General features: G+C 65.6%; 12 protein-coding genes. 8 read left to right on the top strand and 4 right to left on the bottom strand.

Annotated features, from left to right (window positions below; genetic code table 11):
* Nucleotides 1-34 precede the first annotated feature (34 nt).
* Complete coding sequence (locus tag ACZK45_RS20535; protein ID WP_478445171.1) at nt 35-1,450, bottom strand: aminotransferase-like domain-containing protein; 1,416 nt, start codon at nt 1,448-1,450, stop codon at nt 35-37.
* Nucleotides 1,451-1,633: 183 nt separating this feature from the next.
* Here ACZK45_RS20535 and cyoA point away from each other — a divergent pair, with 183 nt between their 5' ends.
* The 5 genes from cyoA to ACZK45_RS20510 all read left to right on the top strand — a co-directional run bounded on the left by cyoA (nt 1,634) and on the right by ACZK45_RS20510 (nt 6,301).
* Nucleotides 1,634-2,539, top strand: coding sequence for a ubiquinol oxidase subunit II (cyoA, locus tag ACZK45_RS20530; RefSeq protein WP_032127101.1), 906 nt, complete (start codon nt 1,634-1,636; stop codon nt 2,537-2,539).
* A gap of 5 nt (nt 2,540-2,544) precedes the next feature.
* Nucleotides 2,545-4,521 carry a cytochrome o ubiquinol oxidase subunit I gene (gene cyoB, locus ACZK45_RS20525; protein WP_478445170.1) on the top strand — a complete coding sequence of 659 codons (1,977 nt, stop codon included), beginning with the start codon at nt 2,545-2,547 and terminating at the stop codon, nt 4,519-4,521.
* On the top strand, nt 4,518-5,153 hold the full coding sequence (cyoC, locus tag ACZK45_RS20520; RefSeq protein WP_012512371.1) for a cytochrome o ubiquinol oxidase subunit III: 636 nt from the start codon (nt 4,518-4,520) through the stop codon (nt 5,151-5,153). Before cyoB ends, cyoC begins: the two co-directional genes overlap by 4 nt.
* 1 nt (nt 5,154) lies before the next feature.
* The gene (gene cyoD / locus ACZK45_RS20515) at nt 5,155-5,487 is read left to right on the top strand and encodes a cytochrome o ubiquinol oxidase subunit IV (RefSeq protein ID WP_006399830.1); all 333 of its coding nucleotides are present in this window, start codon (nt 5,155-5,157) and stop codon (nt 5,485-5,487) included.
* A 142-nt stretch (nt 5,488-5,629) separates the two neighbouring features.
* Nucleotides 5,630-6,301 (top strand): SCO family protein, encoded by a 672-nt coding sequence (locus ACZK45_RS20510; protein WP_478445903.1) that lies wholly within the window; start codon nt 5,630-5,632, stop codon nt 6,299-6,301.
* Between the two features lie 180 nt (nt 6,302-6,481).
* On the opposite strand, the gene ACZK45_RS20505 is transcribed toward ACZK45_RS20510, so the two are convergent.
* Both ACZK45_RS20505 and ACZK45_RS20500 read right to left on the bottom strand, forming a co-directional pair.
* Entirely contained in the window at nt 6,482-7,075 is a 594-nt protein-coding gene (locus tag ACZK45_RS20505) for a S8 family serine peptidase (protein ID WP_006399785.1), read from the bottom strand.
* On the bottom strand, nt 7,075-8,841 hold the full coding sequence (locus ACZK45_RS20500; RefSeq protein WP_049400824.1) for a S8 family serine peptidase: 1,767 nt from the start codon (nt 8,839-8,841) through the stop codon (nt 7,075-7,077). The genes ACZK45_RS20505 and ACZK45_RS20500 overlap by 1 nt, the downstream gene beginning before the upstream one ends.
* 310 nt (nt 8,842-9,151) lie before the next feature.
* Here ACZK45_RS20500 and ACZK45_RS20495 point away from each other — a divergent pair, with 310 nt between their 5' ends.
* The gene (locus ACZK45_RS20495) at nt 9,152-9,592 is read left to right on the top strand and encodes a DUF2231 domain-containing protein (RefSeq protein WP_049400823.1); all 441 of its coding nucleotides are present in this window, start codon (nt 9,152-9,154) and stop codon (nt 9,590-9,592) included.
* Complete coding sequence (locus tag ACZK45_RS20490) at nt 9,585-10,895, top strand: PQQ-dependent sugar dehydrogenase (protein WP_478445169.1); 1,311 nt, start codon at nt 9,585-9,587, stop codon at nt 10,893-10,895. The genes ACZK45_RS20495 and ACZK45_RS20490 overlap by 8 nt, the downstream gene beginning before the upstream one ends.
* A gap of 139 nt (nt 10,896-11,034) precedes the next feature.
* On the opposite strand, the gene ACZK45_RS20485 is transcribed toward ACZK45_RS20490, so the two are convergent.
* On the bottom strand, nt 11,035-11,697 hold the full coding sequence (locus ACZK45_RS20485) for an exopolysaccharide biosynthesis protein (RefSeq protein WP_478445168.1): 663 nt from the start codon (nt 11,695-11,697) through the stop codon (nt 11,035-11,037).
* 149 nt (nt 11,698-11,846) lie between these two features.
* Here ACZK45_RS20485 and yidA point away from each other — a divergent pair, with 149 nt between their 5' ends.
* Nucleotides 11,847-12,680, top strand: a complete 834-nt coding sequence (yidA, locus tag ACZK45_RS20480) for a sugar-phosphatase (RefSeq protein ID WP_478445167.1) — start codon at nt 11,847-11,849, stop codon at nt 12,678-12,680.
* Nucleotides 12,681-12,846: the final 166 nt, after the last annotated feature.

The following is a 12,846-nucleotide window of genomic DNA, read 5'->3' as shown; positions in this document are numbered from 1 at the left end:
TCATCTTGTATGGATAAAGCGCCATGCGCCCCGTTCAGACGATGGCGTTGTGGCGTGCCTCGGGGGCCTCGGACAGGATCTCGTTCAGCTTGGCCAGCGCCCCGGCCAGCGCGCCCTGGTCGACCGCGCCGCCCAACGACAGGCGGATCGCATTGCCCGGTGGCGGTTCTTCCACGCTGAAGGCATCGGAGCTGGCAATGCCCAGCCCCTGCTCCTGTGCGGCCTGGATCAACCGGTACTGGTCGAGCCGCGGCGGCAGCGGCAGCCACACATGCAGGCCGGCCGGATGCGCCTGGGCGCGGGCCGGCAGGTAACGGGCGGCAATGGCCTGGCGCTCGCGCAGTTCCTGCTGGAAGCGCTGCACCATGTCCTGGGCCTGGCCGCTGCGGATCCACTGCGAGGCCACCGCTACCATCGACTGGGTCGGCATCAGTGCGATCGCGCGCAGCGCATCCAGCACCGGTTCCATCGGCTCGCCGGCCGGCACCACCAGGTAGGCGGTGCGCAGGCCCGGGGCCAGGCACTTGGACAGGGTGGAGATGTAATAGACCGGGCAGCCGGCATCGCGGTGCGCGGCCAGCGGCGGCGCGGCGTCTCCGGCCAGCAACCAGTAGGGATCGTCTTCGATCACGGTCAGATCGTGGCGCTTCGCGACCGCCAGCAGGGCCTGCCTGCGTTGTGCCGACATCGTCGCCGTGGTCGGGTTCTGGATGGTCGGCACCAGGTACAGCAGGCGCGGGCGGCGTAGCTGGCAGGCCTCCTCCAGTGCGTCGGGGAGCATGCCTGCGGCGTCCATCGCCACTGGCACCACGCCCCGCTGCAGCACGCGCGCGGCGGCCAGCAGGCCCGGGTAGGTCAGCTGCTCGGCGGCAATCAGCTCGCCCGGCTGGGTGCGGGCCAGGATCAGCGCGCACAGTGCGGTCTGCGCACCGGGGCAGATCACCACCTGGTCGGCACCGACCGTCCCCAGCATCGGTGACAGCCACTGCACAGCGGCGGCGCGGTCCTCGCGGGTGCCGGCGCCGACGTGGTAGCTCATCAGTTCGCCCTGGCCCAGCTGCTGGCCCACGTGCTGGAAACCGGCCTCCATGCCCTGTGCGAACGGCGCGCTGCCCAGCAGCGGCGGGATGTTCATGCTCAGGTCGACCGAGGTGCTGCGGTTGCCGGCCGACAGCGCGATGAAGGTACCGCCAGCGCCTTGGGCGTCGAGCAGGCCGGCCTGGCGCAGCTCGGCGAAGGCACGGGTGACCGTGGTCAGGTCCACGCCCACCTGCTGGGCCAGGTCGCGCTGCGGCGGCAGGCGGTCGCCCGGGCGCAGCACGCCGTCATCCACCGCCTCGCGCACCTGCTGGGCAATCTGCAGGTACAGCGGGCCGGCGCCCTCGCGGAAGGGGCGAACCCAGGTGCGATTGGGGTGTTTCAGGCGGCGGCCGGCGGCAGGTGGCGTCATCGGTCAGTTTTTTCCATACGTGCAGCTGCACAAGTCCATACAATGATGTATCTTGTATGGGCTTGATTGGAGTGGTTCGCCTGCTTGTAGGCGACCTCGTACCCACAGTGTAGCCGCTCCACGCCCGGGCGCTGCGCGCAGGCGAGCCGGTCAAGCGCGCTTCTTCAACAGGGTTGACCTCCAATGAATATCTGCTGGAACCGCATCCGCCTGGCGCTGGTCGCCCTGGCCTGCGTCGGCCTGTCGGGCTGTGACTGGGTGCTGCTGGATTCGAAGGGCATGGTCGGGCTCGCCCAGCGCGACCTGATCCTGATCTGCATCGGCCTGATGCTGATCGTGGTGATACCGGCCATCGTGCTGACCTTCGTGTTCGCCTGGCGCTACCGCGCCGGCAATACCAAAGCCAAATACATGCCTGACTGGTCGCACTCCACCAAAGTGGAGATCGTGGTCTGGGGCGTGCCGCTGATCATCATCGCGGTGCTGGCGGTGATCGTGTGGAAGTCCACCCACGAGCTGGACCCCTACAAGCCGCTGGACGTGGCCGGTGAGCCGCTGCACGTGGACGTGATCGCCACCGACTGGAAGTGGGTGTTCGTGTATCCGGACCTCGGCATCGCCACGGTCAACCAGCTCAACTTCCCGGTCGACCGCCCGCTGGCGTTCAACATCACCTCCAACTCGACGATGAATACCTTCTTCATCCCGCAGCTGGGTGGGCAGATCTACGCGATGGCCGGCATGCGCACGCAGCTGCACCTGATCGCCAACGAGCCCGGCCAGTTCCGTGGCATGTCCGGCAACTACAGCGGGCATGGCTTCTCGAACATGAAGTTCATCGCCACCGCCAGCAGCAACGAAGAGTTCGAGCGCTGGGTGACCGAGGTGCGCAGCGCGCCCGACGCCCTCAGCTTCACGCAGTTCAAGGCGCTGGCCGCACCGTCGAAGAACGCACCGGTGCAGCACTTCTCCAGTGTTGAACCGCTGCTGTTCAAGAAGGTCATCGACCAGTTCATCGGCGTTGGTGAGAACACCGCTGCTGCGACCCCGGCGGGCGCTGCCGGCGGTGCCCAGGTTTCCCAGGAGTAACGAACATGTTGGGTAAATTGACGTGGGAGGCCGTGCCGCTGCACGAGCCGATCGTCGTGGTCACATTGGCGGCCATGGTGCTGGGTGGCCTCGCGCTGCTCGGCGCGGTGACGTACTTCAAGCTGTGGGGCCCGCTGTGGCGTGACTGGTTCACCACCGTGGACCACAAGAAGATCGGCATCATGTACGTGGTGGTAGCGCTGGTCATGCTGGTGCGCGGCTTTGCCGATGCGCTGATGATGCGCGCGCAGCTGGCCGCGGCTGGCCCGGGCAGTGACGGCTTCCTGCCACCTGAGCACTACGACCAGATCTTCACCGCGCACGGCGTGATCATGATCTTCTTCGTGGCCACCCCGTTCGTGGTCGGCCTGATGAACATCATCGTGCCGCTGCAGATCGGCGCGCGCGACATGGCGTTCCCGTTCCTCAACGCCTTCAGCTTCTGGATCTTCGTGGTCGGCGCCGCGTTGATGATGATCTCGCTGGGCGTTGGCGAATTCGCCATGACCGGCTGGGTGGCCTATCCGCCGCTGTCGGGCATCGAGTTCAGTCCAGGCGTGGGCGTGGACTACTACATCTGGGCATTGCAGGCTTCGGGCATCGGCACCTTGCTGACCGGCGTCAACCTGTTCATCACCATCCTGCGCATGCGTGCGCCGGGTATGACCCTGATGAAGATGCCGGTGTTCACCTGGACCGTGCTGGTCACCAGCGTGATCATCATCGCCGCCTTCCCGATCCTGACCGTGGCGCTGGGTGCGCTCACCCTGGACCGCTACCTGGACTTCAACTTCTACACCAACACGTTGGGTGGCAACCCGATGATGTACGTGAACCTGGTGTGGGCCTGGGGCCATCCGGAGGTGTACATCCTGGTGCTGCCGGCGTTCGGCATCTTCTCTGAAGTGACCGCCACGTTCGCGCGCAAGAAGCTGTTCGGCTACAAGTCGATGGTGGGCGCCACCCTGGCGATCGGCATCCTGTCGTTCATCGTCTGGCTGCACCACTTCTTCACCATGGGCTCCGGTGCCAGCGTCAATGCATTCTTCGGCATCATGACGATGATCATCGCCATTCCCACCGGCGTGAAGATCTTCACCTGGCTGTTCACCATGTATGGCGGCCGCGTCGAGTTCAGCGTGCCGATGCTGTGGACCATCGCCTTCCTGGTCACCTTCACCATCGGCGGCATGACCGGTGTGCTGCTGGCCATCCCGGGTGCGGACTTCCTGCTGCACAACAGCCTGTTCCTGGTCGCGCACTTCCACAACACCATCATCGGCGGCGCGCTGTTCGGCTATCTGGCCGGCTTCGCCTACTGGTTCCCGAAGGTGTTCGGCTTCACCCTCAACGAGCGCCTGGGCAAGTGGTCGTTCGCCTGCTGGGTGATCGGCTTCTACCTAGCCTTCATGCCGCTGTACATGCTGGGCTTCATGGGCATGACCCGCCGCATGAACCAGTACGACAACCCGGCGTGGACGCCGTACCTGATCGCCGCCTTCATCGGTGCGCTGTTCGTGTTCGCCGGCATCATCCTGATGCTGGTGCAGATCTACGTGAGCGTGCGCGATCGCAAGCGCAACCTGGACCTGACCGGCGACCCGTGGAATGCACGCACGCTGGAATGGGCCACGCCGTCGCCGCCGCCGTTCTACAACTTCGCCGTCGTGCCCAAGGCCGATGAGCTGGATGCCTTCCACGAAGCGAAGAAGCGTGGTCTGCCGCCGCCGGCGAAGAAGTACGCGCCAATCCACATGCCGAAGAACACCGGCGTGCCGCTGATCCTCAACATCTGGATCCTGGTGCTGTGCTTCGCCCTGGTCTGGCACATCTGGTGGATGGCCGCAGCCAGCTTCATCGCGATGATCGTGACCCTGATCGTGCGGTCCTATGACGAGGACGTGGACTACTACGTCAGTTCCGAAGAGGTGGCGCGCACCGAAGCGGCCAACCTTGCCAAGCTGAAGGAGGTACGCGCATGAACCTGTTGACCCGCCCCGAGCTGGCCAGCGACACGCAGGCGCACGAGGATCACCACGAACACGACCATGGCCACGAACAGGGCGGCATGAAGGTGTTCGGCATGTGGGTCTACCTCATGTCCGACCTGGTGCTGTTCGGTTCGCTGTTCGCCTCGTACGCGGTGCTCAGCACCGCCTACGCCGGCGGCCCCACCGGCAAGGACCTGTTCTCGCTGCCGTTCGTGATGGCCGAGACCTTCCTGCTGCTGGTTTCCAGCATCACCTACGGCCAGGCCGTGCTGGCGATGCATCGTCACGACACCTCGGCAGTGCTGCGCTGGCTGGGCGTGACCTTCGTGCTCGGTGCCTCGTTCATCGGCATGGAGATCTACGAGTTCTCGCACCTGATCCACGAAGGCGCGGGCCCCAGCACCAGTGCCTACCTGTCGGCGTTCTTCGCGCTGGTCGCCACCCACGGCCTGCACGTGGCCAGCGGCCTGATCTGGATGGCGGTGGTCATGCACCAGGTCTACAGCCGCGGCCTGACCCCGACCAACATCACCCGCGTGTCGTGCCTGAGCCTGTTCTGGCACTTCCTGGACCTGGTGTGGATCTGCGTCTTCACCTTCGTCTACCTGATCGGAGCCTTCTGACATGGCCCACGTCGAAACCTCGCGCGCCGGCAATGCGCACGGCTCCACCAAGTCCTACCTGATCGGCTTCGTGCTGTGCGCGCTGCTGACCGTGGTGCCGTTCGCGCTGGTGATGAACCCGGTGCTGTCGCGGCCGCTCACGCTGTTCCTGCTGGTCGGCTTCGCGGTGGCGCAGATCCTGGTACAGCTGGTCTATTTCCTGCACATGGACCGCAAGTCCGAAGGTGGCTGGAACCTGGCCAGCTTCGTGTTCACCCTGGTGATCCTGTTCATCGTCGTCGCACTGTCGGTCTGGATCATCTGGAGCATGCACTACCACATGATGATCAACTGACCGTGGCCGGGGTGATCGGCATGGACCGCGCGATCACCCCGGCACCTCCGTCCTCTTTCCCCCACGGGCAGGCCTGACCGAGACCCCGCCCGCGTCTGCGTTGGTGGTACCCGTGAAGCGCTCTGCTGCTGTTGCCCGTTCGTTGTTCTCTCCCCGTTTCCGCCTGCCGCTGCTGGCAGGCCTGGCCATCGGCCTGCTGGCCGGCTGCAGTGCGCAGTCGCGCATGGACTTCTATTCCAAGGACATCGCCTGCGAAGAGCTCGGCCAGCAGTGGTCGATGCCCGACAGCCACGGCACCGTGCGTGGGCCGAAGGACCTGCAGGGGCAGGTGACCTATCTGTTCTTTGGCTTCACCAGCTGCCCGGACGTGTGCCCGACCACCATGGTCGAGCTCAGCCAGGTCAAGCACCTGATGGGCAAGGATGCCGACCAGCTGCAGGTAGTGTTCGTCAGTGTCGATCCCGCACGCGACACGCCCGAAGTCGCCCGCACCTACGTGGAAGCCTTCGACCCCAAGGCGATCGCACTGGTCGGCAACGAAGCACAGCTGGCCGCGATGGCCAGCGACTTCAAGGCGTTCTACGAAAAGGAACCCGGCCCGGTGCCGGACACCTACACCATGAGCCACATCGCCGGCGGCTACGTGTTTGATCGCCAAGGCCGCCTGCGCCTGTTCGCGCCCTATGGCATGCCGGTGGACAAGCTGTTCTCGGACGTGCAGCGCCTGCTGCTCGAGCCTGGCCATCCGGCCGCCGGCAACGGCCCGCTGGCCAGCTGCCACCTCAAGCAAAGCGACACGCTCGCTGCCGGGTAATCCTGGGCCATGCCCGGCTGATGCCGCCTGTTCGTCGCGCCCGCTGCCCCGGTAGGTGTCGACCTTGGTCGACACGCGGTGAATGAATCTGGTGGGTGCCGACCGTTGGTCGGCACACCCCCCACACCAATCCCCCGACCGGCCAGGAGAGCCAACCGGCCGGGGGCACCACTCAACGCCTTACTTGGTTTCTTCCCACTGCACCACGTCCGGCTCGGCTGCCTTGATGCCGGCGGTCGACAGCAGCTTGGTGGTCGCATCCAGCGCCGCGTTCACCGACGGGTACTCCACAATCGCGCGGCCCGAGGCCTTGGATACCTTCACCACGGTGCCGCCGGTGGCGGTGGCCGCACGCTGCGCCGAAGCCGCATCGGTGAAGAACACCTTGACCCGCGAGGTCGCCACGACCGGTGCGCCATCGTTGGAGACAGCGGCCGCAAACTTGCTGGCACCGGCATCCGCACGTGCGGCCACACCGGTAGACGCATCCGTGGACCGCTTGCTGCGGGTGCCGACGGCCGCCGCGCTGGCATCAGCCCCGGTGGTGATCCGGAACTGACCGCCGCTGGCCTGCTGCACGGTTGCCGACGGCGCCAGCTGGAAGCGCGAGCCGCCCACATTGAACGAACGGCCAGTGGCCTCCGCCTTCAACTGCTGCGTGTCTACGGTCGACAAGGTCTTCGCCGGAGGTGTCTGGCCCGAACTCTGTGCCCAGGCGGTGGTGGTCATCGCCGCGAGGGCGAGGGTGCTCAACAGAATGGTCGTCTTCATCATCAGTGCCCCAGAACGCGGATCTTGAAGAATTCGAGGTTGCCACGCGATGCAGCGTTCGCGGCCTGCCCCAGGTCGGTGACTTCCAGCGTCCAGGTGCCCGTGGCGTTCTCATCCAGGAAGGCATTGCTGGACAGCAGGTCCCAGTTGGTGAAGTTGCGCTGGACACCATTGAGGCCAGAGCCGATCGCGGTGAATGCCGGTTGCACCACGCTGCGGGTGCCACTGGGCGAGATCAGCACGAACTGCAGCTGGCGGGTGTTGCTGTGGTTGACGCGGAAGCCGAGCTGCACGCTCTCGATGTTGCGTGCACCGTTGGCGAGCTGGAAGGTCAGGCGCGCCGCGGCCGCCGAGGTATTGCCGATGGCCACAGTGCGCGTCGTGTTGCGCCAGCCACTATCCACCAGTGCACCCAGCGGCTGGAAGTCCTCTGCGACCTGTACCGCGCGTGCCGCGTTGACCACACCGAAACCGTACCAGTTGCTGTAGGCACGGCCGGCGGCATTCACCGTCCAGCCCGGCACCAGCACGCGGCCGTCGGAGTGGGTCACCGCTGCCCGGTTCGGATCGGTGCGGGTGGCGGTGGTGGCCAGGATGTACTTCACATCGCGGTAGGACAGGTTCGGGTTGGTCTCCAGCAGCAGTGCCGCCACGCCCGACACCATCGGCGTGGCCGCCGAGGTGCCGTTCATCTTGCCGGTGTAGTTGCAGGTGCTGTCGATGGCAGACTGGTCGCCGTCCAAGGTGTTGCGCAGGCTCGTGTTCTTGTTGCTGCCCTGCGCGCAGCCGGTGACATCGGTGGTGAGGATGGCCGGATCGTAGCGGATCGCCAGCTGCCCCGGCACGACCTGCCGCTGCCAACCATTCTCACCGCCGAAGCCGGACACCCACAGCGCCGAGCCGGTGGACGAGTAGGACGAGCGCACGCCATCGGCGCGCACGGCGGCAACGGTGATCACGTTGAACAGGTTGTTACGCGGGTCGCGGCCGGCCGGAATGCAACCCGTGTTGCGGTTCTTGGTGTCTGCCGAGCAGATGTCGGTGCCATCCGAGCGTGCGCCGTTGTTGTGATTGTTGCCGGCGGCCTTCACGTAGATGCCACCGCGCCCGCCACGGGTGCCGGACATGGCCTGCTCATAGGCGGCGATGTCGTTCTGGCTATAGGCCAGCGGCAGGTTGGGGTTGCCCGGGCTGGAGCCCCAGCTGTTGTTGAAGACCCCCACGTCGGCCACTTCGGCGCCATCCCACCACGAGTACTCGATGTTGGAGTTCGAATTGCCCTGGGCATTGGAGGCCAGGAAATTGAAGCCCTTCAGGGTGGCCGCCGAGGCGACGCCGCGCACGCCCAGGTTGTTGGCACCTACTGCACCGGCGATGCCGCCGACCATGGTGCCGTGATTGTCGCGGTCCGGATTGGACGGTGAAGGGTTGTTGCTCTGGTTGGCGAAGTTCTTGCCGGCGACCGCCGCAACGTTGGCGGCCAGGTCCGGGTGTGCGATCTGCAGGCCGTCATCGACGATGGCGATGGTGACGCCCTGGCCACGGATGCCATTGCGGAACAGGCCATCCACGTTCAGATCGTTGCCAGCCACCGGCAGGGTATCGCCCAGTACGGCCTGTCCGGTGTTGAGCAGATGCCACTGACGCCCGGCCAGCGGATCGGCCTGCTGGGCCTGGGCGGTGACGGCCAGGCTGCCCAGCACCAGGGCAGTGGCAAGGGCCAGGCGCGCGGAGCGCGGTGGCGCGGAGCGTTGCGTGTGTCGCTTCATACACGAATCCTTCTGTTGTGAATCGGCATGGCAGGACGGCGGGGCGGAACTGCCCCATCGCAACGAGCCAAACGCGACACAACGAACAACCCCCTACCTCTTCACACTCCCAATCTGCAGATGTGCCGATTGCGTCACAAACGCTTATGCCGTGGGGTAATGACGACTGCAGCGGCCCGCATCTGGTAGGTGCCCACCTTGGTTGGCACGCGTATCGACACATGGCGTGGATCTACCCGGCATCATCGCGCCCCCTCACATCCGGCTGTGCTACTACAGCCCGTGCACTCTTCCGCATCGGAGCACGATGATGGTCAACCCTCTGGCCCAGGCCCATCGCGGCCTCGGCACCACGCTGTTCAGCCTGTTGAACCCGATACCCTTCGGCTTCTTCGTCGGCGCGCTGATCTTCGACGCGATCTACCTCAACAGCGCCGAGGTGATGTGGGGCAAGGCCGCCGCCTGGCTGATCACCTTCGGCCTGCTGATCGCCATCATTCCGCGCCTGATCAACCTGTTCGCGGTCTGGCGCCGCAACGGCACCGCCACCCGCATCGACCGCATCGACTTCTTCCTCAACCTGGTCGCGGTCGTGCTGGCCATCTGGAACGCCTTCGTGCACAGCCGCGATGCCTATGCCGTCGCGGTGCCGGGCACGATCCTGTCGGCGCTGACCGTGGCCCTGATCGCACTGGGCCTGATCCTGCTGTCACTGCAGCCGCCGGTGCTGCAGGGAGGTCGTCATGGCTAAGCACATCCTGCCTACCGTGGGCGCCCTGGCGCTGGCCGTGATGCTGTCGGCCTGTGCCGGCAAGGCCGAATACCACCCCACCGACCAATCCGGTGCGAAGCCGCCTCTGCCGGCACCGAAGAACTTCCTGATGCCGCCGATGCAGGTGCCGCGCGGCGTGGGTTGGGCCGAGGGCCAGTCACCCACGGTGGCCGAAGGCCTGAAGATCGAACGCATCGCCGCCAACCTGCAGCATCCGCGGCGATTGTTGACTCTGCCCAACGGCGATGTGCTGGTGGTGGAGGGCAATGGCCCCGGCGAAGAACCGGTCACCACGCCCAAGCAGTGGATCGCCGGCAAGGTGAAGGCACGCTCGGGCAAGGCCGGCAAGGGCGGCAACCGGGTCACCCTGCTGCGCCGTGCGCCTGGCACTTCCACGTGGACCCAGCACGTGTACATCGAAGGCCTGCATTCGCCGTTCGGCATCCAGCTGATCGGTGACACGCTGTACGTGGCCAACACCGGCAATATCGTGCAGTACCACTACGTGCCGGGCGAGACCCGCATGTCCGACAAGGGCCGCGAGTTCACCGACCTGCCCAGCACCATCAACCACCACTGGACCAAGGAACTGCTGGCCAGCCGCGATGGCCGCAAGCTGTACGTGGGCGTGGGCTCCAACAGCAACATCACCGAGAATGGCCTGGCCGTTGAATACCGCCGCGCAGTGGTGCTGGAAGTGGACGTGGCCACCCGTGGCAGCCGCATCTTTGCGTCGGGCATCCGCAACCCGACCGGACTGGACTGGGAGCCGAGCACCGGCACGCTGTGGGCCGTGGCGAACGAACGCGATGAAATCGGTGCGGATCTGGTGCCCGATTACCTCACCTCGGTGAAGGAAGATGGCTTCTACGGCTGGCCCTACAGCTACTACGGCCAGCACGTGGACGAGCGCGTGCAGCCGCAGCGGCCGGACCTGGTGGCGAAAGCCATCACGCCGGACTACGCCATCGGCTCGCACGTGGCACCGCTGGGCCTGCTGTTCTACACCGGCCAGGCACTGCCGGCGCAGTACCACGGCGGCGCCTTCATCGGCGAGCACGGCAGCTGGGATCGCTCACCATTGAGCGGCTACGAAGTGGTCTACGTACCGTTCAAGGACGGCAAGCCGACCGGGCGGCCGCAGACCGTCGTCAGCGGCTTCGCCTCCAAGGACGAGAAGACGCTGATGGGCGCGCCAGTGGGCATGGCCATGGATGCCGAGGGTGCATTGCTGGTCGCCGATGACGTGGGCGACGTGGTGTGGCGGGTGTCAGCCAAGTAGTTCTGTAGCGTCGAGCCACGCTCGGCTGCTTTGAACTGGCCTGTGTAGAGTCGAGCCATGCTCGACTGCTTTTGCCAGCAGCAGTCGAGCATGGCTCGACTCTACAGAAGGCCATAAGCAGCCGAGCCTGGGCCCGGCGCTACATTTCCGAAGGCGCAGCGCGGAATCCACTGAACACCGACTCGGCGGCAAACCCCACGCCACCCAGCAGCACGCCGAAATACACCACCGTAGCCACCACGAAGCCATAACCAGCCGCCACCGCCGCACCATCGCGCTGGATGAAGCCAATCGCAAACGACATCAGCGCCAGTGCCGGCAACGTGTTGCTGAACGGAATCGGCCCGGCCGGCGCCATCAGCAGCAGGGTCGCGAACACCAGCATCAGGTTGTTCAGGCGCATCATCTTCTTCGAGCGCACCATCACCGCCAGCCGCAGCGGCCGCGACAGGCGCTCCATGCGGTGCACCCACTTCAGCGCACGGCCCAGGTTGGCCTTCAGCTTGTCGGTGGCGATCTCGCGGCGCGCCAGTTTCTGCGGCACCCACAGCGGGCGGTTGCGCACGCGGCTCAGGCCGATCAGCAGGATCGAGGCACCAAACACCGTACTCAGCCCGGGAATCGACACCGGAATGATGAAGATGGCCGAGAGCAGGATCACGATCAGCAGCAGGCCCTCATCGCCCAGCGCGCTGAGCAGGGTGCCGATACTGACCTGCTCACCGGGCAATTCGTCGATCATCTGCTCGATCTGCTCGGCCAGGGGCGCGCTGTCATTGGTTTCGGGGGCACGGTAGGTCATGCGTCGCAAGGTTCTCCAGGGAAGGGCGGTCAGCGGGCCGTCCTGCGGTGGGGGACGCACAGGCTCCCGCAGTATCCCGGCCAACGTGGGCAAAGAGGTGAACCGGGCATGAGGGGTTAAACTGGCGTGCCCCGCACGAGTTGAACGCAATGGACATGGGCCGCAGGCAATCGACCATCGAACTGGTCGCCATCGACATGGATGGCACCCTGCTGGATCCCACCCACACGCTCACCGCGCGGGCCAAGCAGGCGATCGCGCAGGCGCGCGCGCTGGGCGTGCACATCGTGCTGACCAGTGGCCGCCCGGTTCCCGGCCTGGCACCGTTCCTGCACGAGCTGGGCATCACCGGCGACGACGACTACTGCATCGCCTGCAATGGCGGCCTGGTGCAGCGCATCGGCACACGCGAAACCGTGGTCGAGTATCCGCTCAGCTTCGACGACTTCCTGTTCTGCGAGCAGGTAGCCCGCGAAGTGGGCGTGCATTTCCAGGCGCTGGACAGCCAGCGCATGTATACGCCCAACCAGGACATCAGCTACTACACCGTGGCTGACTCGCATCTTTCGCGGATGCCACTGTCCTACCGCCGCGTGGCCGACATGGACCCGTCCATGTCGTTCATCAAGCTGATGATGATCGACGAGCCCGACGTGCTGGATGCCGCCATCGCGCGCCTGCCCAGCGAGCTGACCGAGCGCTTCGCGGTGCTGAAGAGTGCACCGTTCTTCCTGGAAGTGTTCGACCGCCGCGCCGGCAAGGGCCCAAGCCTGCAGAAGCTGGCCGAGCACCTCGGCATCGACCGCACCAACGTGATGGCCATCGGTGACCAGGAAAACGACCTGACCATGCTGCAGTTCGCCGGTACCAGCGTGGCGATGGGCAATGCCATCGACGCGGTGAAGGCGGTGGCGCGGTTCGAGACCACCAGCAATGCCGACGAAGGCGTGGCGCGCGCCATTGAGCGTTTCGTCCTGCAGTAACCGCGCGTTCCTACGCCCCGGTAGGTGCCAACCTTGGTTGGCACACGCACACCGTATGCGCCGACCAATGTCGGCCTCTACCATGTCCCATCCGCCCTGGTAGGTGCCAACCTTGGTTGGCACACGCACGCCGTATGCGCCGACCAAGGTCGGCCTCTACCGGGTC

The sequence above is a fragment of the Stenotrophomonas sp. 63632_Sma genome (genome assembly GCF_056482875.1).
The sequence above is the reverse complement of the archived record's forward strand: the minus strand, read 5'-3'. Positions and strand labels throughout refer to the sequence as shown.

Coding starts and splice junctions, on each gene's coding strand:
- ACZK45_RS20535 (WP_478445171.1), bottom strand. CDS start 1,450: ATGACGCCACCTGCCGCCGGCCGCCGCCTGAAACACCCCAATCGCACC.
- cyoA (WP_032127101.1), top strand. CDS start 1,634: ATGAATATCTGCTGGAACCGCATCCGCCTGGCGCTGGTCGCCCTGGCC.
- cyoB (WP_478445170.1), top strand. CDS start 2,545: ATGTTGGGTAAATTGACGTGGGAGGCCGTGCCGCTGCACGAGCCGATC.
- cyoC (WP_012512371.1), top strand. CDS start 4,518: ATGAACCTGTTGACCCGCCCCGAGCTGGCCAGCGACACGCAGGCGCAC.
- cyoD (WP_006399830.1), top strand. CDS start 5,155: ATGGCCCACGTCGAAACCTCGCGCGCCGGCAATGCGCACGGCTCCACC.
- ACZK45_RS20505 (WP_006399785.1), bottom strand. CDS start 7,075: ATGATGAAGACGACCATTCTGTTGAGCACCCTCGCCCTCGCGGCGATG.
- ACZK45_RS20500 (WP_049400824.1), bottom strand. CDS start 8,841: ATGAAGCGACACACGCAACGCTCCGCGCCACCGCGCTCCGCGCGCCTG.
- ACZK45_RS20495 (WP_049400823.1), top strand. CDS start 9,152: ATGGTCAACCCTCTGGCCCAGGCCCATCGCGGCCTCGGCACCACGCTG.
- ACZK45_RS20490 (WP_478445169.1), top strand. CDS start 9,585: ATGGCTAAGCACATCCTGCCTACCGTGGGCGCCCTGGCGCTGGCCGTG.
- ACZK45_RS20485 (WP_478445168.1), bottom strand. CDS start 11,697: ATGACCTACCGTGCCCCCGAAACCAATGACAGCGCGCCCCTGGCCGAG.
- yidA (WP_478445167.1), top strand. CDS start 11,847: ATGGACATGGGCCGCAGGCAATCGACCATCGAACTGGTCGCCATCGAC.